14 protein-coding genes are annotated in these 22624 nt (G+C 59.1%); 6 read left to right on the top strand and 8 right to left on the bottom strand.

Features of this window, described 5'->3' with window-relative positions; translation table 11 throughout:
- Positions 1-64 precede the first annotated feature (64 nt).
- Together BJP05_RS00415 and BJP05_RS00410 are read right to left on the bottom strand one after the other, a co-directional pair.
- The gene (locus BJP05_RS00415) at positions 65-1426 is read right to left on the bottom strand and encodes an amino acid permease (RefSeq protein ID WP_070361683.1); all 1362 of its coding nucleotides are present in this window, start codon (positions 1424-1426) and stop codon (positions 65-67) included.
- 152 nt (positions 1427-1578) lie between these two features.
- The gene (locus BJP05_RS00410) at positions 1579-1803 is read right to left on the bottom strand and encodes a helix-turn-helix domain-containing protein (RefSeq protein WP_070361682.1); all 225 of its coding nucleotides are present in this window, start codon (positions 1801-1803) and stop codon (positions 1579-1581) included.
- A 298-nt stretch (positions 1804-2101) separates the two neighbouring features.
- Between BJP05_RS00410 and BJP05_RS00405 the strand changes: the two genes are divergently transcribed.
- Entirely contained in the window at positions 2102-2302 is a 201-nt protein-coding gene (locus BJP05_RS00405) for a hypothetical protein (RefSeq protein ID WP_070361681.1), read from the top strand.
- A 592-nt stretch (positions 2303-2894) separates the two neighbouring features.
- Here BJP05_RS00405 and BJP05_RS10830 read toward each other — a convergent pair.
- Positions 2895-3503 (bottom strand): GNAT family N-acetyltransferase, encoded by a 609-nt coding sequence (locus tag BJP05_RS10830; protein ID WP_084028520.1) that lies wholly within the window; start codon positions 3501-3503, stop codon positions 2895-2897.
- A gap of 286 nt (positions 3504-3789) precedes the next feature.
- Here BJP05_RS10830 and BJP05_RS00390 point away from each other — a divergent pair, with 286 nt between their 5' ends.
- Positions 3790-4221, top strand: a complete 432-nt coding sequence (locus BJP05_RS00390) for a DUF488 family protein (RefSeq protein ID WP_070361678.1) — start codon at positions 3790-3792, stop codon at positions 4219-4221.
- 15 nt (positions 4222-4236) lie between these two features.
- On the opposite strand, the gene BJP05_RS00385 is transcribed toward BJP05_RS00390, so the two are convergent.
- The 3 genes from BJP05_RS00385 to BJP05_RS00375 form a co-directional block, all read right to left on the bottom strand.
- Complete coding sequence (locus BJP05_RS00385; RefSeq protein WP_240492765.1) at positions 4237-4725, bottom strand: cupin domain-containing protein; 489 nt, start codon at positions 4723-4725, stop codon at positions 4237-4239.
- 638 nt (positions 4726-5363) lie between these two features.
- The gene (locus BJP05_RS00380) at positions 5364-7418 is read right to left on the bottom strand and encodes a hypothetical protein (protein WP_070361677.1); all 2055 of its coding nucleotides are present in this window, start codon (positions 7416-7418) and stop codon (positions 5364-5366) included.
- Positions 7419-7911: 493 nt separating this feature from the next.
- Entirely contained in the window at positions 7912-8379 is a 468-nt protein-coding gene (locus BJP05_RS00375) for a hypothetical protein (RefSeq protein WP_083290909.1), read from the bottom strand.
- A gap of 260 nt (positions 8380-8639) precedes the next feature.
- On the opposite strand from BJP05_RS00375, the gene BJP05_RS00370 reads away from it, so the two are divergent.
- Positions 8640-10727, top strand: coding sequence for a DUF262 domain-containing protein (locus tag BJP05_RS00370; RefSeq protein WP_070361676.1), 2088 nt, complete (start codon positions 8640-8642; stop codon positions 10725-10727).
- A 365-nt stretch (positions 10728-11092) separates the two neighbouring features.
- On the opposite strand, the gene BJP05_RS00365 is transcribed toward BJP05_RS00370, so the two are convergent.
- Together BJP05_RS00365 and BJP05_RS00360 are read right to left on the bottom strand one after the other, a co-directional pair.
- Complete coding sequence (locus BJP05_RS00365; protein ID WP_070361675.1) at positions 11093-13345, bottom strand: 3'-5' exonuclease; 2253 nt, start codon at positions 13343-13345, stop codon at positions 11093-11095.
- On the bottom strand, positions 13342-19710 hold the full coding sequence (locus BJP05_RS00360) for a DEAD/DEAH box helicase (RefSeq protein WP_070361674.1): 6369 nt from the start codon (positions 19708-19710) through the stop codon (positions 13342-13344). The genes BJP05_RS00365 and BJP05_RS00360 overlap by 4 nt, the downstream gene beginning before the upstream one ends.
- Positions 19711-20089: 379 nt before the next feature.
- On the opposite strand from BJP05_RS00360, the gene BJP05_RS00350 reads away from it, so the two are divergent.
- The 3 genes from BJP05_RS00350 to BJP05_RS00345 are packed head-to-tail and all read left to right on the top strand — an operon-like array spanning position 20090 to position 22573.
- Positions 20090-20653 (top strand): hypothetical protein, encoded by a 564-nt coding sequence (locus BJP05_RS00350; RefSeq protein ID WP_070361672.1) that lies wholly within the window; start codon positions 20090-20092, stop codon positions 20651-20653.
- Entirely contained in the window at positions 20650-20910 is a 261-nt protein-coding gene (locus BJP05_RS11570) for an ABC-three component system middle component 6 (RefSeq protein ID WP_371440788.1), read from the top strand. Before BJP05_RS00350 ends, BJP05_RS11570 begins: the two co-directional genes overlap by 4 nt.
- Positions 20876-22573: a DUF2326 domain-containing protein gene (locus tag BJP05_RS00345; RefSeq protein ID WP_070361671.1), complete on the top strand. Its 1698-nt coding sequence runs from the start codon at positions 20876-20878 to the stop codon at positions 22571-22573. Before BJP05_RS11570 ends, BJP05_RS00345 begins: the two co-directional genes overlap by 35 nt.
- The last annotated feature ends 51 nt before the right edge of the window (positions 22574-22624 follow it).

The following is a 22624-nucleotide window of genomic DNA, read 5'->3' as shown; positions in this document are numbered from 1 at the left end:
TCACCTCCAGAGGGTTTACACTTATAACTGTAACATCCACACCATAAACGTGCAACCCGCCGTACTACGCCACCATCTGCCAGACCGTCACGCAAATAATCACGATGCCCAGGCCGAACACGAAGATCGCCTCCGGCTGGTTGGCGTAATGACGGAAGGCGGTCGCGTGGCGGAAGAGGAGCATCGGCACGATGTAGACCAGCAAAGTAATGAAGAGACCGCCGACGACCGAAATCAAATCCAGGATTGACGGGTTGAAGATGGCGACAGCGACCGTCGATACGAAGACGAAGAGATAGATGCCCGCGCGGACCGCACGCGGATTCCACTTCTCCGAAGCCTTCGGCGCGACCGCGCGCAGCAAATACTGCGTGCCCTCCTCCGTGCCAAGCATGTGCCCGAAGTACGACGACGCAATCGCACACAGCGCGACCACCGGAGTCACCACCGCCATGAACGGGGCATTCGTCGTGTTGGCGAAGTAGGAAAGGACCGGAATGTTCTCCTCGCGCACGGCGGCCATGCCATCCGCGCCGAGGGCGAGCGTGCAGGACCAGACGAAGAACATCGTGAAGCTGACCAGGAGCGTACAAGTGATCAACTCAATCTTGGAGACCTCCTTCTCCGTACCGGCCACATCACCGTCGTGCGACTTCTGCACATCCAACGCCGACTGCGACACCGCCGCCATATGCGAAAAGGAAAACACCAGCACAGGCAGCACAAACAGCATCGCCTTCCACAGCGGCACATCCGACTTGTACGCCATGAAACTCTCCAGATCCCAGTACGGAATCAAGTACAGGGAGACGGCAGCGAGCGCCACGATCAGCGGATACACCAGCAGATTCGCGAACCACAGCGTCGCCTTCTTGCCGAGGGCGTAGGCGCCCGTCATCACGCCGACGCAAATCGTGGCCAGCAGCCAACGGTCCACGTGCGGGCCGCCCATCTGGTTCACGATGAAACTGTCCATCGTGTTCGTCACCGAAACGCCATAAATCAGCACGATGGGGTAGATGGCGAGCCAATACATCAGCGCCGTGGCCAGGCCACGCTTCCGCCCAGCCAGGGAAGTGATGACCTGCAGCACGTCCAGGCCCTTCACCGGCGACGCCGACACAATCCTCGAATACATCCGATGCGAGAAAAACACCATTGGTCCAACCAGAATCGTCGCAAGCAGGAGGGGCCAGAAGCCGAAGGAGCCGGCGTCGATAGGCAGGAAGAGGATTCCGGCGCCGACGGCGGTGCCGAACAGCGTAATCGCCCACGACCAGGTACTACCGTCCGGAGACGGGGCTCGGCGCGTACGGCGGATCTCGCGCTTGTCCGCCGGTGTGAGGTTCTCCAGCTCGAACTCGTCAGCGGCAACCTCCTGGTGCTCGCTGCTGAAAGGTACGGGGTCCGTGGCGCGCTCGCTCATGAAATCCTCTCTCGCTCGACAATAATGTGACCCCACACACCTTAGCCGATGAATGAAATTGAGCTAACTTATCGACGGCCAGCTGCGCGGAAGCTTGGGCGGAAGGTGTCGAAAACTGTCCTTAGCGATTTTGTGAACAGAATTGCGCCTCGCTATCGGAGTGCCTCCGGAACGTGCTGTACCGCCACCACATCCAAGCCAAGCACAGCCAGCACGGCCTCAACCTTATCCAGCCGGACAGAACGTTTTCCCTGCTCAAACTCTCGAATGAACCGTTCCGACACCATCGACAGGTCGGCCACGTCCGCCTGCGTCAGGCGCATGGCACGGCGTTGCTCGCGAGCCTGCTCGCCGAGACTGCGGGGCGTGGGGGACATGGGGGCCTTTCGGTGTTGTGATTCTGGAGGGGTTTCGACCTTTTGGAGTTTCGGCACGATCGTGCCGTTTTGAAGTATATTGTGCGGAATAGTGGTGCGCAAGAGGCAGTTTCGGCACGATCGTGCCGGTTTCACGGAGTTTGGTCAGCATCGCATTCACGAGGAAAATCCAGAAACATATCGCACGTTTGTTCCATATCGTTTGGGGGTGGCAGGATCCGTTTGTCCTTTGCAAAGTTAAGATAAAGGCATATAGTTCATTTTCAATTTTCACTTGCCCTACTCGAAAGGAGCGATCATGACCGCCCCGCTCGTTGAAAATCTGTCGAAAGAAGCTGCACGTCATGAGCTTGCTGAACTCAAAAAGTCGATCGAATCCCTTTCTGGGGACTCGTTCGAAGAGTTTGAAGAGCGTGCGGACAACTACAATCTCACACCCCGTGAATTCGCCGTGTGGGAGCGTGTTTCGGAACTGCGCTGGCTCCTTGGCGATGACTAAAAACGCTGAGCAATTACAGGCCCTGGTCGCCGAGTTCAGCGCAGACCTCGCCGCTACGGTGGAAGCCTTCACCGGACAGCATTTTGAGTTTAGTAGCAAAATAGTTGAGAACGGCAGCATTTCGATCCGCCTAAAGCAGATAGAGGACCGTGTAGGCATCATTCCTCTATCTTGGAACGGGCACGTAATACTCGGATTGCGTCCGACGTTTAAATGCACCTGGGATTCAACTCACAGTTTCTTGGCCGTGGAGAACTCCAGCTTCGCTGTTCACGCTCAAGCAAAATCAAACGACGAACCGCTTTTCAGAGTTGAGTACGACCGCAACAAAAGCAACAGACCGAGTTCGCACTTCCACGTTCACGCGCATCGGGACGAAGTAGCCCACCTTCTAGGCCTAACAAAGAAGTTGGATTCAACGAACGATCAGAAGATAAAGAAATTTACTTCGGAATTCCCTCGACTCTCAAAAATCCATTTCCCTACTGGTGGGCACCGTTTCCGCCCGTCATTGGAAGATGTCTTAGAGAGCCTCCGCCAGGAGTTCAACCTCGATACCGATCTAGGCAGATGGAAAGCGCACCTAAATAAGTCACGCTTGAAATGGCGAAAGAGCCAAACAGCAGCCGTTATTTTTGAGTTCCAAATGCCCGTGCCCGAAAATTGGGAATGCCCGTCGGATAACGACGCCAAAATCGTTCGAGATTGAACGGAAGAGGTTAGCGTGGTCGCGGTGATTGCCGACCTTGAAGAAGTACTCGCCAGCCTTGGAGAAGCCGTAGCGGTGATAGAAACGCTGCGCCCCAAAGTTCTGCGACCAGACCCCGAGCCACGCGGTACGCGGACCGATCCAGTCGAGGACGAGCTCAATGAGGGTGGAGCCGAGGCCGGACTGTTGGTGATCGGCAAGGAGGTAGAGGCGTTTGAGCTCGCGGTCTTCGGGGAGGACGTCGGGGTGGGGGAGGCTGCAGGGCCCAGCGAGGGCGTAGCCCACGAGGGCGCCGTTGTCCTCGACGACCCAGGTGGCGTGGTCGGGGTCGGCGAGGAGGATTTTGTGTTTCTGCAGGTCGTAGGCCTCGTTGAGGAAGGCTGCGAGGTCGGCGGGGTCGTAGAGGTGGCCGAAGGTCTGCGTGAACGTGGCGATAGACAGTTCGACGAGGGCTTCGGCGTCGTCGGGCCTGGCGCGGCGGATCGTAGGCATGGGGACAGGATAGGGGAAGGGATAGGCGTCACAAACGGAGTCGGGAATTTGTGAACAGAATTGCAGATGGGAGTAATCCGGGCTTAAGGGACATTAGGGCGCAGCGGAAGACGTTTGGTGGGACAGTGGGGCGTCGATAAGCAAGAGTCCCTGCGGTACCGTGGGCTGCGTGACTGATGCACTTGCACCGAAGCCTGAAGACCTTTCGATCGACGCGCCGTCGGAGCTGCGCGAGCAGGGCTACGACCCGGTGGCTGCGGGCAAGGCTTCGTGATCTAGGAGGATTATGCGAATTTACACACTCGGGTTTTCACACAAGAGCGCGGAGGAGTTCTTCGACATTCTGCGCGAGTCCGGCGTGCGGCGCGTGGTGGATATTCGCCGCTCCAACACGAATCAGCTCGCCGGGTTTACCAAGAAGGACGACCTGCGCTACTTCCTGCGGGTCATCCTGGACATGCCGTACACGCACGAGCTCGCTCTCGCGCCGTCAGCGGATCTGATGCACGCGTATCGGCATGACGAGGTTGGCTTCGATGAGTTTTCGAAGCAGTTGCGCGAGGAGTACGACGCTGGGGAGGTTTCGTCCCTGGACCGCTCGCTTTTTGACGACGCCGTGCTGCTTTGCTCCGAAGCAGACCCCTCCACCTGCCATCGGTTAGTTGCCGCCGAGTACCTCGCCGAAGTTTGGGACGACGTGGAGATCGTGCACCTTTAGGGGCTATGTTTGGGCTTAGCTGTCCTGCTCGCCGTGGCGTTCGCCCGTAAGCATGCTGAGCAGCAAAATGTTGCCCGCCGACAGAGCGTTATCCGGGCAGTACACCGCGTGTGGCACATACGCGCGCAGGTGGACAACTTCTCCCTGCTTGAGCGGGAAACGCTCGCCGCCGCACTCGAACTCGAGGGACCCGTTGAGGCACTGCACGGTGATCGGGTGGGCCGCCTTGTGAGCCGGCAACGTCTGGCCAGGGCAGAAATTGAAGACGATAAGGTTCGCGCCGTCGCCCTGCAGCAGTCGCTTGACCCCTGGCCGCGCGTTGTCTGGCCGCGGAGCAACGGCGTTGATCGTCTGGATGCAGGTGGCGCGGTCGATCGAGCCTGTCGAGTCTGCAGCACCAAACACTTCGGGGCGGTTGACGGGGAGGTCATCTTTTGGCTGAGACATCGTTGATCCAATCTGTGGGGTATCGGGGGTGGTGGTGTCTGGGCGTTTACGCACCATGTTATCGGCTCAGTCCGCAGAGTGTGGCGTACGCAGGATGACTCGTTGGCGGGGCTGACGTTTGGTCAGTGGATGCATCTTCTCCCCAAGCCTCATGCGGGAGAACGCAATGCTCGCGTAATTCTTTGGAATGAGGCGCTTGAACCGAACCTCTCGCCCTATGGCCGAAGCTCCAGTAATCGCAGGCGTTTCCAAAGCCAGGCGCTTGCGGTCAAAGAACTACGCAACCGAGCTACTCATCGACGCCCGCTAGTCAAAATTGAGTCAACACGACCCACCGTAGGTGATGATGGGGCCGAATCGCGCCAACTGCACTGCGATCAACCGGATTCTACGGCGCATGGCGACGACTACGCTCACCCGCCCCAAACCGTGCTCCCCACCGAAGCGATGGGGGGCTCAAGCGAGTTCACCGGGCGGCGGATCGTTGGCCCCGCTATGTTGCATGCCGCGATTATCGACGGCACGCTCGCCCAGTGGGTGCGGAGGCTGGAGGCCTTCTGAAGTAGTTGCCTCCAGCGGAGTCGGGATTTTGTGAACAGAATTGCAGATGGGAGTAATGGGGGTTGAGGCACTACACAGTCGCTGCTCAATTCAGTTCACTAGTATCCCGTTTTCGGTTGGGGCAGGGCAGGGGGTTAGCGGTTCCGGTTCAGGAAGCGCTCCGCGGCACTGCTTCCCTCTACGGCGGTGAAGGCTTTGCCGGGCTCGGAGGAGCACCAGTCGTAAAGGATGGCAGAGGCGGCAGCTAAACCGAAGATCACTGCGGCGACCGTGCCGATACGCTGGACGTTCGGGTCAGAAGCAATCTCCTGGAACCTCCGGTTCGCTTCCTCTAATTGGGCGCGGAGGGCGGCGGAGGGGTCGTCGTTACGCGGAGTGCGACCATTGCGACCGCGATCTGGCGAATCCTGCTGGAACGCTGCCTGAATATCCGCATTGATGCGTGCGAGCTGCTCATTCAGCGCACCGGCGTACGGGCGGGCGAGCTCACCGCCAACCGCCGCGAGCACACCCACCGGCACGAAATAGAACAATGGCGACGCCAACGCGTTAGCGAAGCAGCGCTCGGCAGTCTTGCCAGGCGCGGTCGGGGTCGACGTTGCGGTGACGGTCGGCGTGGGATCCTGCGGGTCCGCCGGAGCAACCGGAGTCGTGGTGACAGTGGTCGTGACGGTCTCCGTGGCCTTTTCGGTCGTTGTGGTGGTCGTCGTAGTGGTCTCGGTTGCTGTGGCCGTTACGGTGGTCGGGGTGGTCTCCTTGGTGGTCACCGTGGTTGTTTCGGTGGTCGGCTCAGGGACCTTCTTCGTAACGGTGGTCGGGGTGATCTCCTTGGTGGTCACCGTGGCGGTTTCGGTGGTCGGCTCAGGGGCCTTCTCCGTCGTCGTCGCGGTCTCAGTCACCGTCGTTGGAGAGCAATCGCAGTCTGCGGTCGTGGTCGCGGTGGTAGTTGCCGTCGTCGTCGCAGTCGTCGTCGCCGTGGTCGTCGCCGTGGTGGTTGCGGTCGTCGTTGCCGTGGTGGTTGCGGTGGTAGTCGCCGTCGTAGTTGCCGTCGTAGTTACGGTGGGCGTTGGCGTCTCGGCAGGCGAGGTCGGGGCTTCCGGCGCTGAGATTTGGGTCTTGGCGGTCTCACGCTTGATTGGGTTCATGATGACGCCGCCGACGTAGCTGCTGTAAATATCCGACGGGTACACCTCCGTCATCGAACAATGACGCTGGTTATCGTATACGGGCTGCTCGATGACTACGCGGCTACCGCTAGGAAGGAACACCTGCCCAAGCGTTTTGTTCAGGTCGGCGCGATTGAGGTTCAAACCCCAGTCGTAAGTTTGCTGCCAAGTCGTGTTTTTATACTGCTCATTGCGCTTCTCCAACGTTCTCGGGTCTGTCAACCGTCCCTCAGCGTCGAACTCACCAGCTTTGCCGGTGACCTTCTTGCCGTCGGCGTCAAAAATGGTAATGGTGGCGTCGCCAAGCTGAACATTGGCTGGGTCGATGACGCCGAGGAAAAGCTCGGTAAGCCAGGCGCCGTATTCACCAGCGTGGAGTTCGTATTCCGTCTTGGCAATCCAGGTGCACTTGCCGTCAACTTCCTGAGGCGAAACAGTACGCTTACCCGGGACAGCGTCGAAAGAGAACTCCGGATTAATCAGCGCTTGGGCAGCGCCAGAAAACGTCAAAGTCTCACCCGCGGGAGCATCTTTCGTTGCTTTGACGGGGACGGTGATCTGGAAGTTGCCTTTCTCGCCCATAGCGCCACGAAGGTCTACTTCGTACGACCCTGACGGGAGTTGATTAAACGCCAGAGTGCCCAAGGACTGGCCATTGATGTTTACTGCCGCTTGGTCGGCAAGCTCGATGCCGTCTGGCAGCGTTACCTCAACAGTGAAGCCTAAAATGTTGGATTGACCAGGTTGAGCAGCTGCGTCCCCAGCAGGAAACGGCGCCTCCGCTGTTCCCGAAATCGTTATATTAAACGTGTCACCAGCTTTGACCTCGTCCGCCTTATCCGTTTCGACCTTCACGTCCACAGCCGGAATCTTCGCCGCGTCTGTCACATCGGGGCTCGGCTGCATGCCTGCAGTGTCTTGCTTCTCCACATACGCGCCCGCCACCGGGCCACCCACCGCAGTAATTGACCCGCACGCAATAGCGATGGCACCACACAGCGCAACCAGTTTCTTCCGGTTCATTTTCTATTTCTCCACAAATCTGCACAACGCCGAACACAGGCGACTTACACGGATAACAATAACCCTTTGCAGACGGTTTTAATAGAGCTTTAATTATCGACGCCTCTCCGCACCCCGGGTGCCCAGTGCGCTCCGCATGCTACTTCGGTCTCGTCGACCAATGCTGGTCACGGAGTTTTCGGCCCATTCTGAGTATCTGGGCCGATTTCGCGGTTCGGCGATCGGCGAATCGGAGACATGAGGGCAGAAGGGGATTAGGCAGTGGGTGGGGGATGTGCTTCACGCACGGAGTCGGGAATTCGTGAACAGAATTGCAGATGGAGAGCGACGGGAATGGGGAGATAAAAGATGGCCCCGATTGCTCGGGGCCAGAGCCTATTTGCCTTGCAGCTCGAGGTACTCGCCATAGACAAGGATGCCTCGCGGACTCGAGACAGTCCGCAAGCTCTACGAACTCTCGTGTCCGCGTGGCTGTCTCTAAAGCTGGTTTCTTCTAGGAATGAAAGTTCCGATATGAAGGTTCGACCCGGAAAGAACGCCCGTCTTTCCGGCGCTGCAATAGATCTGCGATCGTGTCCACATCGTTCGGCCGCATACCAAGTTCTTTACATTTAGCGCGAACTTGCTCAACCGTTACAGGTTTCCACCTATCAGGACGATTCATCATGTCCGCTTTTAGCTTGTCTACTTCATTCCATTTCAACCCGCTGGAGTAACCGGCTGCCATCCTTGCAACGTACTCCAGAATGCGATCAATCCCATTAGGCAGAGGCTCAGCATGAGTCGTTTCTTCTTCGTCTGGTACGTAGGGCGTTGTTCGATCATGAAGTAGCAAGATGGGCTGATTGTCCTCAATCCACTCTTGGGTTTCCTCTGTGTTCCACTCGATCACAACGAGCGCATCTGCATCGATACCCCACAAGTCATTCAGGTGCTTACGATCAGGCCACGCAAACAGCACTCGTCCTCGCTTCTACAGAGAAGCCTTTGCACCACCGGCCTTCCGGACTCGGGGTTTGTGGCAAAGGGTGTTCTACTGTGGCGATCGGCTTTCCATCCTGAGCCGGAAACTCTAACGAGGTTTTCCCGAAGTTCGGAGCCTTTTTCAGGTGCAGTTTCGTCACTCGAACACATCAGCGCAATCGCATGCAGAGGTGTCAGAAGTGCGCGATACTCTAAAAAGGTATCAATTCTTTCACGTCACTCTAGAAAGGTCTCTCCATGGCCTCCATCTTCCGCACTGTCCCGTGGGACGTGCAGCAACTTGTCAATGATGTTCACTCTGGAAGGATTCAACTTCCAGATCTCCAGAGGCCATTTGTCTGGCCCACGTCGAAGGTTCGTGACCTTTTTGATTCGATGTACCGCGGCTACCCAGTAGGCGAGCTTATGTTTTGGGACGTTGCTGCCGACGGTGAGTCTCGATCAATTTCAGGTGACGCGAATTTCATCGGCCAGCACCAAATTATCGACGGCCAGCAGCGCTTGACCAGTCTTTATGCCGCAATAAAAGGCTTTCCTGTCCGGGACGTTAACTATAACGAGAAGCGGATCCGTATTGCGTTCAATCCATTTAGTGAGAAGTTTGAGGTTCGTACACCACCTATTGCCAAATCCCCGGAGTGGGTCGAAGACATTTCGACCTATTTCGCCAGCTCCTACAAGGCAAGAAAAGCATTCTTCAAGAGGTATGAAGAATCCGGCGGAACTCTCAGCGATGAAGAAGAAGAGGCAGTTCATGATGTCTTTAGCAAACTGTCTGGGCTAGAGAAATACCGGTTCAACGTCGTTCACCTTCAGAGCGAGGCCGACAAGCGCCTCGTTGCTGACGTCTTCGTTCGCATCAACTCAGAAGGAGTTCGACTGAAGGCATACGACTACATTCTGACGTGGCTCAGCGTCTTTTGGCCTGAAGGCCGTGAACAAATCGAGGAGTTTTCACGCAACTCCCGTATGTCCCCAGCTCATGCGAGCTCCGCACTGGGGAAAGAAATTCAGTGGACGGCTCACAACCCCTATATTGACGTTGAGAACGGCCACCTTGTTCGTGCAATGGTTGCTGTCGGGCAGCGACGAGGCCGACTGCAAGATGCGTACGCCGCTCTTCAAGCAAAGGATCGTCACACCGGCCGCGTGAACTCTGAGCGTCAAGAACGCGAACTAGGGCTCCTCAAGGACGCTCTACCGGTCGTCGTGGATCACACGAACTGGACGGAATTCACTCGTTCGATTCAGGCCGCTGGATTCCGAACCAACCGGAACGTCACCTCGCACATGAACATCATCTACTCTTACGTGATCTTCTTGCTTGGACGCAATGATTTTGACGTCGAGCTCGCTCGCCTTCGCGCACTGGTTGCCCGCTGGCTCTTCATGTCGCAACTCACCGCCCGCTACACGGGCTCATCGGAATCCCAAATCCAGAAGGACCTCGACCAGATTGCTGCGCTGGACAAGGGCGACGCGGATGGCTTCGAAGAGCTGCTTAACCGTACGATTAGCACTCAACTCACCGAAGACTACTGGCGTTTCAATCTGCCTCAGAACTTGGTTACTTCCGGCGCTGCCCTATCACCGCATTACCAGTGCTACCTCGCTGCGCTGAACATCCTGGATGCCAAGATGTTCATGCTCAACGAGCGCGTCCGTGATTGGATGGATCCCAATCAGCCCGCGGCTAAGGGCACCGAAGGCCACCATCTGTTTCCACGCAAATACCTGGAAAAGGTTTTGGGGATTACGGACTTCAAGCGCATCAACCAGGTGGCTAACTTCGCTCCCACTGATTGGGCTACCAACATCCATATTTCGGATCGCGCCCCGAAGGACTATTGGCAAGAACTCGTCGAGAAGCGCGCGCCAGACGAGGAATGGCTGAAACAACAGATGTACTGGCATGCCATTCCAGAAGGTTGGGAAAACATGTCCTACGACGAGTTCCTTTCCAACCGCCGTAGCCTCATTGCCCAGGTTATCCGTGATGCTTTCGCCCACATCACAGCTGGCTCTGCACCGGTGATTTCTACGTCTGACGTTGAAGAACGTTCCGGGTCTAGAACCCTGCAGGAGTTCTTTGAGGCCGGACTGCTGAAACCTGGCGACCTTCTCGATCCGGTTGATCCAGATTGGATTGTTGATGCCGTCATTAATGAGGACGGCCACCTTGTCATCGATGGCGTCAATATTTTTGACTCACTGGATGAAGCCACGCACTCCCTCGGCGTAACGAACCTCAAGGGCGAAGAGTTCTGGGCCTTAGAAGATGGCGATGACTTGGTTCCGCTTTCCAAATCATCTGCTAGTTCATAGGAGGTTTTCTTCCTACTCGATTTCCGCAACGGGGTGGAGTGTTAGAAAGCAAAGTTGATGGCTCCTTCCACACCCCCACAAATGGCAACGGCAATGGATGTCGGCATCCTGTTCCCACCTCTACAAGCAGGCTCCTTCGGAAAAATCCGTGCTCAGCCACGGACTGGCGGGATGCGTGGAAGCGTTTGTCCCGTTTCTGCAGTTCCCGCTAGCAGCGAAAAAGGTAGCCCCCTCGCCCAGTGGGTGCGGAGGCTGGAGGCGTTCTGAGGTGGGGTGGGGAAGTGCTTCGCGCGCGGAGTCGGGATTTTGTGAACAGAATTGCGGGTGGGAGTAATCCGAAGCCGCCCGGGAATTACAGCCGACTTCTACACCTCCGGGAGGAGGTCGGAGGGTTCGCCGTGGGTGGTGACGAGGAGAGCGTCGCGGGCGCGGGAGGCAGCGACGTAGAGGAGGGAGCGCTCCTGCTGGAGGGCGTGTGCCACTTCGGCTTCGGCGAGTCCGCGGAGGCGGAAGCGCTGGGGGAGGATGTTGCGGCCGACGCCCATCAGGACGACGTGGGTGAACTCCATGCCTTTGGCGCCGTGCATGGTCATGACGGAGACCTGTTCGTGGGCGGCGGTGTCGGCGTTTTTGGTTTGGATGGCTTCGATGCCGTGGTCGCGAAGTCCGGAGAGGATGCGGGGAATCTGGCCGCGTGTGCGGCACATGACGCCGATGCGGGCGTTGGGGTCCTCCTCTAACCAGGTGCCGATGAAGTGGGCGGCGGCGTCGAATTCCTCGGTGGGGTCGGTGCAGCGCACGAGCGTCGGTTCGGGGCCGGAGCGTGCGGAGCGGTAGCCGAAGGTGTTGTCGGTTTCGCCTTCGCCGTCGATGTAGGCGTTCTCGGAGCCGTCGAGGATGCGGAGGGCGTAGTCGAGGTTTTCGCGGGTGGTGCGGTAGTTGAGGGTGAGGCGTCGAGAAGCGCGGCCGCGAGTGGAGATGCCGAAGCGGCTGAGCACGAGCGGCTGGCCGTAAATGCGCTGGTGGGAGTCCTCGGCGAGGAAGATGTCGTTGGGGCCGGGGGCGACGCTGGCGCGCAGGAAGTGCCAGTGTCCGGCGTTGAAGTCCTGAGCCTCGTCGACGACGACGTGGTCGAAGATTGGGCCGCGCACGGTGAGGACGGCGGCGCCGATGGCGGACATGGTGGGCCAGAGGAGTTTGCCGTCGATAGCTTGGGTTTGCAGGACGGACTCGAGCAGCGGCCAGACTAGCTTGCGCTGCTTACGGTTCAGCGGGGTACCGCGGCCGGTGCGGGCGACGCGGAGGTATTCGGCCTGGGTGGTGATGCCGTGGGCAAGCACGATGGTTTCGTACTCCGCGGCGAGGAAGGTCTGGTTCGCGATCTCGGTGGGGAGGGCGTCGTCGGCGTCGAACAGGACGCTGTCCCACACGCTTTGGGCCTGGGCGTCGGTGTAGGGTTTGACGGCTTTCGCGGCGACGCCGAGAACGCTGCGGGTGGCGTGTTCGATTTCGGCGGTGGTGGCGTCGAGAAGAATTTTGCGCACGATGGCGTCGATGTTCTCGATGTAGAGGCCCGGCGCGCCTGGTGAGGTGGCTTCGGGGAAGGTGGGGTTGAGGATGGTCATTTGGGATTTGAGGCCGTCGGCGAGGCCGCGCGTGTAGGTGGTGAGGAGGATGCGGGCCTGTGGGCGGGTGGTGATGAGGTTGTTGGCGCGGTGCAGCGCGACGACGGTTTTGCCGGTGCCGGCGCCGCCGAAGACGCGGGCGGAGCCTTTGTAGTCGCCTTTGGCCATGCGGCGCTGTTCGGGGTGGATGAAGGTGCGCCACTTGTCGAAGTCGCCGGTTTCGATGACGTTGCGTAGGGCGTCGGTGTCGCCGTCGCCGATGTAGGCGAACTCGAGGGCGGCGGCGGTTTGTTTGAGGCCGGCGATGACGCGGGAATCGTCGGTGGGGTCGGGGGCGTCGGCTGGGGAGGTGACGTAGAGGTCGAGTTGGTCGCGGACTTCGTCGACGCTGAACCCGGCGAGCAGGCCGGTCATGGCCTCGTTTTCCCAGGCAGGGCGGGTGGCGAGGAGCGGGTCGAGGTCGGCGTCGGTGGCCAAGTCGAGGACTTGTTGGGTGAAGTGGGGATCAATGCCGAGGTCGGTGTAGAGGGAGTCCGGGGTGTAGCCATGGGCAGTGAGGGCGTCGGCGGGGCGGGAGGTCGCGGTCGGCGGAGCCGAAGGGGCTGCGGCAGGAGCAGCAGGTACTGCAGCATCCAACGCCGGCCCCGTCTCTTGGATGAGCGTGGTGATGCCGTTGATGGGGTTGACGTCCAGGCGCAGTTTGGCCGGGTCGAGGCGGCGGGCTTTTGAGATGCCTTCATCGTGGGAGTCGACGTCGACGAGGACGAAGTGGTGGGTGGTGGCGTCGCGAAGCTCGAAGAGGACGGCGCGGAACTGTTTGTTGATGCGCCCGGTGCGCACGCGCTTGTCCACCGCGTTGTTGATCGTCTTGATGTTGAGCGACGGGTTGGTGGGGTCCTTCATGAGCTTCTGTCCGAAGTCGAACACTTGGGACTTGAGGCTGCCGTCGACGTTGAGCTTTTCGTAGTAGCTGATGGTGACGGGGATGCTCATGGCATGACCTTTCTCATTGCGTCGTCAGTGATGGTTTCTGGGGTGAGCACGGTCCACCCGGCGCGCCGGAGGGCGGCTTCGGCGGGGGATTCGGCGTCGGCGGCGTCGTACAGGACAACGACGTGGCGCTCGGGCCATTGCACCACAGTCATGAGGCCTTCGAGTTCCTCGCCGACCAGGATGTTGGTGGAGGCACCGGCGGCGGCGAGTTTCTGCAGGGCTTCGGTGACGGCACCTTCGCCTTCGAATTCTTCGATGGCTTCGACCCACTCAGGTGCGACCTCGTCAGCAACAGGCTTGTCGACGCCCACCTCCGGCCCCGAAGGCACAGTGGGCCCGGCGGGCACAGCGGGCACGCTGGCGCTGGTGGATTCGCTGGTGGTGACGGTGACGGGCTCGTCGGAAAGGTAGAGAAGGTTGGAAAAGCGCAGGTAGTCGTTCCAGAGTTCGGTGGGGAGGCTGTGGCCGGTCACGTCGATGTTAAGCGTGGTGGGCAGCAGCCGGTTGCCGATTTGCTCGAAGGTGAGCTCAATGTCGTTGAGGTAGCGCAACACACTCCCGTCAGGGGCGCTACCCGCGCTAAACATCCTGGCCAAGAGCAGCACGGTAAGGCCTTCCCCGTAGGAGGCGAACGCTTTATCGCGTGGGTTGCCCAGGTAGTGCAGCAGCTGGGTAAGTGGGGAGGACACGATTGTCTCCATGGCCTGGGAGTCCAGGGCCGGCAAGGCGCCGCCTTGGGCCATACCGCGGGGGTCGCGCCAGGCGGGTGGTTCCGCGGTGCCTTTGGTTTCGGCGTCGAACCAGTTGAGGTCCTGGTGGGTGATGGTCCACGGCAGGTAACGCTCGGTGGCGAGGCGGGCGCGTTTGTCCATGTCGCTGGCGAAGCGGAACACGTCGGGGGAGGCGTGGTAGGCGTAGCCGTCGGTAAAGAGGGCGACGCTGCGCACCTGGCGGTTGCTGCGGTGGCGGAAGAGGAAGTCCGGCCGGGTATAGCCGAAGTCCTCCTGCTCGTTCATCACCCACTGCTCCCCGGAGGGGAAGCGGATGTGCCACTCCATACTGGTGGCGGTGGGCCGCTGGGTGATCTCCGCGTTGCGGTCCTCGAGCGCCTGGCGCAGGGTCTCGCGGAAGCGGATTTCCAGCTGGCTGCCCTGGTCGATCGTGGGGGCTTCGCGCTGTGGGTCCCAGGTGACTGAGGCCGGGTCCGTTGCCGGGTCGGGATGGTCCTGGTCGGCGAGGATGGACAGCAGCGCACGCTGTGCGGCGGCGCGCGAGGTGACCTCGATTTGCTGCGGGCGCGCGTACGGCAGCAGGCACTGCGGGCAGGCCAGACGATCATCGGCCGCGCAGGTGCAGGACACGACGCGCTCGTACGCGCGCAGCAGCAGGTTGCGCACCGATTCCGGGTCCGCGAACTGGGAGAGGTAGCCGGTGCCGCCTGGCACGTTATCGTGCAGCATCAGCGCTTCGACTGCGCCGCCGCTTTCCTTCGGCACCTTCACCGGGGTGACGTTCAGGTGGTCCGGATCGCCGCCGAGTACCTCCTTAAAGCCGAGGCGGATCGCCGCCGCCAGCGACGGGATCGTGGTGTTATCGCCCGCGCTGAAGCGCTCCGGGATGTGCAGCAGCACGCCCTGGGTGCGAAGCGTGCGGGCGAGCGCCACGCTCATGACGTCCTCGTTGAGCTCGTTGCGCTGCGGGCACCACGGCCTGTGGTCCCACTTCGAGTTCTCCCCACGCGCCGAATCCAAGTGACCACAGTGCTTACACACCGTAAACAGCGGCGCCTGGATCTCCCGGCCAGCAAACATACGCGGCACGGCGTGCCCGTTGCCCAGGTTGAACCAGCTCAGGTCCACCACACGCAAGTATTCGGCACCGAAACCGCCGGAAAGGTACCACGCCCCACCCTGACCGTGCTCGGGCACGGAGAAGCTCATCGTCGAATGGAACCAGGTACTCACGCGGTGCTCACTGCGCCCGTCAATCGTGGCCTGGCTGCGGTCCACAGAGGCGGACACCTTCCGCAGGTGCACCGCATCAATGCACTGGCCATTATCCGCAAACGCCGCCGAGTGACACACCGGGCACGCGCCGGGCTCGCGCGCGTCCGCAGGCTCGGCATAGGAGCACGCGGGGCACAGGCGCCACGCGGTGACATCGGAGGCGTCGTCGCCTAGCTCGACGGAGTCGATCCTCGCAGCGATACCCCGGGCGTAGAACGTCGCGCCGGGAGCGAATTCCTGCAGGGCGGAGGCCACGCCGCGGGTGAGCTCGAAGGGTTCGGGCTCCAGCTCGAGGGTGGAGGGGTTCAGCGTGCTCACGGAGACGGACAGTTCCACAGAATCGTCAAGGAGGGCGAAGTTGGGCAGCAGCCCGTAGCGCTCCATGGCGGAGACCCAGTGCTCGTCGAGTGCGAGCTCCTTCAGGTCGCGTCGCACGCGGCGCAGGGCGGACTTCACGGCGCGCAGTTCGCGCTCAAGGTCCTCATCCTTGTGGCGTTCGTCCTGGTTGGAGGCATTGAGCTTCTCGAGTTCTTTCCAGCGGGCATCGAGGACGCGCTCGCGCTCCTGGTAGACACGCACGTGCTGTTCCCAGCGTTGTTGCGCGCGCTTCAAGTCCCCCGCCATGGAGTCAGGCCCGCCACCGAGCGCCCACTCGCGGGCGTGCTCGAGGGTTTCCTTATCGACGTGCTCCGCGTCCAGCGTGCCCAAAAACTCATCCACCCACGCGTTGCTCTCGTGGGCGTCGTGCTGGTGTTCCACGAGGACATCAACAAGCGGGGCGGGGCGTGCCTTCGGTGAGAACACCGAGGTGGCCTGGCGCAGTTGGATGCCGAGGACGTCGAAATCGATGGAGTCGATGACGTAGGCGGTGATCTGCCGGTGCAGGATCTCCGTGGCCGACAGGAACGCGGCGGGCGGTTCGACGCTGCCCGCGATGACGGAGAGCGGCTGGTTCAGCTTCGGCAGCGACGCGCCACGCCCGCGGACGAAGGCAAGCACCAGCGAGTTGCCGGTCAGGCGCCCGGCGCGGCCAACGCGCTGCACGTAGTTGGCCACGCTGTTCGGCAGGGAGGAGAGCATGACGGTGGACAGGTCACCAATATCGATACCCATCTCGAGCGTCGGGGTGGCAACCAGGACGTTCGGGGCATCCGGGGCCGGGGTGCCGCTGGCGAGGTCCCCGCGGAAGATGCGCTCGAGGGCAAGGCGCTCGTCTTTGGGGATGAGGCCCGTGTGCTCAGCGGCGACGACGGAGCGCACCTGCTTGGAGGTGTACAGGGTGCGGTAGTAGTTGGCTGGCACCGCGCTTTGCTCGAAGGTGCCGGGGCAGCCTTGGGTGGTGCACGCCATGCCGGTGAGCAGCGTGCGGGTGGTCGCGGCGAGCGCCATGTGCGCGTTGCACACGTTGCACTCCAGCACGTGCGGCTGCGCTTCCTGCGTGAGGATGATTTGCTCGGGCTCAAGCGCGTACATGATGCCGCCGCTTTGGGTTTGGATGGCGGTGAGCACGTCGCGGTTGGCCAGCTCGTGGAAGAGCGTGGTCAGGACGGTGGCGGCGTCGTGAGGCGTAATGCCCAGGACCTTCTCCGTCCACTGTGCGTAGCGCCCGCGCGGGCTGCCGAGTGGGGTGATGCCGCGGTCTTTGTCGTCGATCTTCTTCCCGGAGCGGGGGAACTCGGGCGCGCCGCCGCGTGGGAAGGAGGGCACGCCGCGGGACTTGGCGTTGCGGTTGTTGACGAACCAGGCGTTGCCGTCATTGGTGAGGTACTGCTTGAGCCACGGGTGGTTGATGGCGCCGCGTTCCCGGACTTGCTCGAGCAGTCCGCGCAGCCACTGCATTCGTAAGCGCTTGTCCTGCATGGCGGTGGTGGGGCTGGCCACGGCATCCAGGGCCACTTTGCCTGCGGATTCCAGCACGGCGTCCGGCACGTCCACCGCCACGGACAGCGCGCCCGTCTGGGCAAGGGAGCGTGGCAGGTCCCCGCGCTGGCCGAACTCGAGGGCGACGTCGAATGCGATGCGCTCGAGCGCGCTCGTGCGGGAGGCACGCCTGCTTTGCGGGTCAGCGTCCGGGTCCCAGAAGGCGCGGAAGTTCGGGGTGTGCGCGATTTCGGCCGGGAGCAGCTCGTAGCGCGCACGATACTTCTCCCCGGAGGCATCGGCGGCCTCCACCATGCGGCGTGGCACGTCCGCGAGCGAGAGCACCTCATCGCCCACAGCGTTGTGCATGAACGTACGCAGGCCGAAGGCGTGGGAGCGCGACTGCACGAACCCGGCGCGGTGCGCCGCGTCCTGCACCGTGTCCGCGAACACGAGGGTCTTCTTCTCCCGGCTCTCCAGGTCCGCCATGCCGAAGAGGTTCGACAGCCCCACGGAGAGCAGCGTTGCCACGGCGGAGCCGATGTAGCGGATGGAGCCCGCCTCCCCGCAGGAGGGGCAGGTTTGCGCCTGCGCGAGCTCGTCCGCCTCAAGCCCTGCGAAGGTGAGCACCGGTACGGACAGTCCGTCCGCGAGCGCTTCCTCGGAGGGTTGAGTGCGGCTCAACTCGCGGGTGCCGGTGTGCAGCCACAGCAACGCGCGGGCGTCCGAGCCGCTGCCGCCAGTAGTGAAGTCGGTGCCACGCTTCTGCGCCTGGTGGTATTCGTTCGTGGCGTCCAGCAGCGCGCGCTGCCGGCTGCGATCCTCAATTGAGCCGGCGCGGATCTTGGCCACGTCGAAAACAGGGGAGTCCGTGCCTGGTTCCAGGGACGTCATCCACCCTGCGCGCCCGCACTTGCGGCAGTAGCAGGCGGGCAGCCACACGGCGGAGTCGCCGGTCTCTTCCACTGCGCCGTCGTCTGACCAGCGGAAGATGTGACCGTCCTCAACTGGGGTGACGGCGCGGTCCACGCGGGAGACTTCGCGAACCCACAGGTGCGTTTCCACACCGGGCAGGCGTTTGCCTTCGAAGCCGTAGGCGTCGCCTGCGAGCGCGCGCAGGTAGGACACCACGGTGAGCGCATGGGTGGTGAACTCCGCCGCGGTATCCTCCCCGACGGCGCGCACGAGGTACTGGTCTTGGCTGTCGAGTACCCGGTGCGGCAGCGTGTCCTGCGCGCTGCCTTCGCGCTGGGTGAGCGGGATCGCGTGCGCGGAGGCCTGCAGCACCGCCTTGGTCAGCGGGTGCGCTGCGAAGGCGGCAGTGGTGGCATCCAAGTTGTCTGCGCAGTGCAGGAGCTCGCCACGAAATACTGTCAGGCAGGTTGCTGCGTACTCTTCACCTGCTTCCACGCGCGCAGCCACCTTTTCGACGATCCCACGAATCACATCCGCATCCACCTGCACGAACGCGTCCGTGTGCGCCTGCCCGTAGGCCTGCGCGATCTCATCGCGCCACTGCTCGTAGGAGAGCACCGTCTCCCCAACCAGCGCGTCCTCGTTGAAGGTCTCGCCGAAGATCGTCTTTGCGAACCCCAGCACCTTGTGCGCCTCATCCTCCCCGCCCAGCGTCGCGGAGGTAGCCACCGGCGTGACCTGCCCGAGCGGCCGCGCGGCTGCCTCGGGGGAGAGGAACCCTGCCGGTTGATGCTTCTTCAGCTGCAGACCAAGCCTGCGCAGCAGGAGTGCCACGTCAGTGCCTTGGGCGCCGTCGTACGTGTGAAACTCATCGAGCACAATGTATTGCAGGCTGGTGGCGGAGTTGCGCCAGATCTCCCTGTCCGCCGGGCGGAGCAGCAGCTGGTCCAACATCTTGTAGTTCGTCAGCAGGATGTCCGGCGGGTCTTGTTGGATCTGTTGGCGCGACGTGATGAGGGACTTCTTGGACACCTTGGTCACGTTGCTTCCGGCCTGCTCACCGGTATAAATGCCCGCCGTCACCCCTGCGAGGGCGGCTTCCTCGGTGAGCAGCGTTGCAAGACGATTCGCCTGGTCGTTCGCCAGCGCGTTCATGGGGTAGAGCAGCAGCGCTTTCACGCCGCGTTGCCCCTGCGCGCGCATGCGACGCGCGTGGTCCAGCACGGGGTAGAGGAAAGCTTCCGTTTTACCGGAGCCGGTACCCGTGATCACCAGTGTTGGCTCTGGGCGGCGCTGCCCGCCTTCATCCAGGGAGCGGAGCCGACGAAACGCTTGTGCCTGGTGGTGGTAGGGCTTGAACCAGTCCGGTAGCCACCCGAGCAGCCCTTCCCACCCTGTTGCCCGCGCGTAGGGCAAGCGTGTGCGCACGTATGGTCCATGGAACATGCCTTGTTTGGAGTCTTCAAGGAACGCTTTGAGCGCCGCCGACGTGTCTTGACTGGCCAGCGAGAATGTGGTGGCCAGGTACTCACTGACACCTTCAAGCACGTGGTTGGAGGCGTGAACGGGGATCAACGTGGACATGCGGGCTCCCTGGTGACGTATTCGTGGTGAATGTTACACACCGCCATTAGATTAGTCATTGAGAGCGTGCAGTTGGCCGGGCCATTCGCATCTTGTTTCGCTAAAAATGGAATCGATCACAAGTCTATGCATGTAATATACGAGCATCCCCCCGTCGATTTCACGGCCAGGGAAACAGGTATCTCCTTTAAAGAATGGAAGTCAATGCTCGAAACTATCTCCCTTGTGCTGAGTTGTATAGCATCCGCCCTAGCTATTGCCAGCACTTGCCAAGTCAATTCTCTCAAGAAGCAGATCAAACAAGGCAGTAATAGCACAGCGTTTTCGGACATCAAGATGAAAAATTCCGGGGCGAATTCATCCCAGAGCGTAGGCAACCATGCTGAGCACTAATGGTAGAATCAGCGCGAAAAACTCAGGGAATAATTCGACACAGCATTTTGGCGACAATAATTACTACGCCCAAGGGCCTCAAAAGCTTCAGAAAACTCATATCTACAAATTGCTCAAACTATATTCGGACGCCAACGACGAATCGGGGTCGTTTGACCTCACCAATCTCCCCTCCGAGCTAGAGAAAAAGCTAACGTTTAAGAACGTCATAAACCAAAGGCGGCTTTTTAGAACCTTTGCTCGAGAATTTCAATTAGTTGACAAAGTCCTAGATGATGTTCCAAATTCTGAAACAATCATCAAATCGCTGGAGCGAAAATACTGTTTACTAATGCCTCCAGAGCCTAAATGGCAACAAACCCCGGGCGCCGCCGACAAGGTACTAAAAGAACTCGCGGATCACATACAAGAGACAGTCCAAAACGATCCTCGTTTCGCTGCGCTTGATTTAGAGGTTGAGACAGTCCAACATTTTTGTACGGCACTCGTTGAAGTTGGGGTATCGAAATGTAAGGTTCTAGAAGTCCCACCGAAGATGAGTAAACGATGATCATATTAGACCGAAACGCCCATCCGAAGCACACCGTGTTTTATAAGGCCGCAGAACTTCTGCATGACATCGCAAAGCATGGAGCTATAGATTCACTTGGCTTGTTCCGAGCTTCAAAAAATGAACACCAATCGCTCCACATGCAGTACCGTACTTACTTATTCGCTCTTGACTTTCTGTACCTCAACAACTTGATCTATTTAGACGAATGTGGCTTCTTACATGTACATCAAAACATTTCAGATAATAGCAACTGATACCGATATCCCATTGCGCACAGTTGCATTTCGCCAAGGAATTAATCTCGTCGTTGACAACGAAAAATCCAACAAACACAACAAAGTTGGAAAAACTACGTTCCTGCGCTGTCTCGACCTGTTACTAGGGGCCAAAGATAAGAAGATCATCTACTATGACCACCAGCTCCAGCAGGAAAACTCCGAGCTCAAAAATCTAATCAATGACTCTCGAATAGCAATCGAAGCCGTTTTTACACCGGATCTTTCTATCCTGGATCACGAGGACGAATTAACCTGTAGAGTTGAATTATTCGAACGTGGTACGCGTTACATCAACGGCTCTCAGTACAGCTACGAAAAATATGTACGAAAACTAAATGAAATCTTCTTTGCGCACGGAACAGCTAAGCCGACATTTCGGATGCTGATCAAGTCGTTTATACGAATTTCAGCCCGCAGTGATGACCCAGGGTTTTTGAAAAATCTTGAATCTACAAGCCACTCGGATTACCACTCAATCTACGATGTATTGTTTGGACTCGGCAGTCATATAGACAAATCTCAATCTGCTGAAGTCAGCAGTAAGTTGAACGCAATAAAGAACGCCCGCAAAACATACCTAAAGCTTCGGGATACCGATGAAATAAATGCAACGAAATCCGAGCTCGACGCATCGATTGAATCCCTCAATATCCTCGAACAAAAACTAGAAGCAATAACAGATCTACCGGCTTTCCACAAATTCAAAGACGCTCAAGCCGAACTCTATAGTCAATTCTCACGTGCCTACGAAAGGAAAAATGAACTCGAATATCATCTAACAATGATTGATCTTAGTATCCAAGAAATCGAGCAAGAACGTGATCTACAGGCTGAGATCGATATCCAGAGCAAATTCTACGCTGAGGTCGCCAAGCTGATCCCGCACTTGGATAAGACTTTCAAGCAAATGCTCAGCTTCAACCAACGCCTAATAGAAAACAAACTTAAATATTTCTCCGATCTGAAATCCGATACACATGAACAGCTGCTAGCCACGCAGAATGAAATTGCAGAGTTAGCCGGCAACCACGAGGTACTGAATGATCCTGCTTTGGATGAATTCCGAGAATTAAACCATAAAATCACAGAGCAGACTTTAAGAATTGGTGAGCTCCAGGAGATTGTCAATACCGCCGAACAGTTCGAGGAAGAGATTACGTCATTGGAGACTGAACTAGAGCAACACAAAAAAACGATCGAAGCGAGCAAGCACCAAGCGAAACAACGCATCGCGTCTTTCAACTACTTCTTCAGCGAGTTTTCTGAAGAAATTAATCAGGAACATCCGGTGCTCAAATACGATCAGGATATAACACATTTCCCGATGGAAATTGTGCTGCCGAATGGAGCCAGCAGCGGTTCCCGCAAGTCATTAATGGCTGCCTACGATCTTGCTTACCAAGAATTTGCAAAATCAAGCAACACTATTGTCCCACGCTTTTTCATTCATGATGTCATTGAAAACATCGAGGGTGACGACCTGCGGCACATTATCGATGTTTGCGAAGAGACTGGAGCACAAATGATCGTAGCTGTGCTGCACGAAAAGCTGGTATCCGCAGGCTTGTCAGAGCAGGCTATAAAAGACTACACCATCCTCAATCTATCCTCCACCAACAAGCTCTTCTGCGATAAGTAGGTGCTGTTCAGACCGCAGGCCTAATGAAGGCCTCGGCGTTGCAATTGCAAC

The sequence above is a fragment of the Corynebacterium sp. NML98-0116 genome, assembly GCF_001767255.1.
GTDB lineage: Bacteria > Actinomycetota > Actinomycetes > Mycobacteriales > Mycobacteriaceae > Corynebacterium > Corynebacterium pseudogenitalium.
Note: the sequence above shows the minus strand (reverse complement) of the source record. Positions and strands in the feature narration are given on the sequence as shown.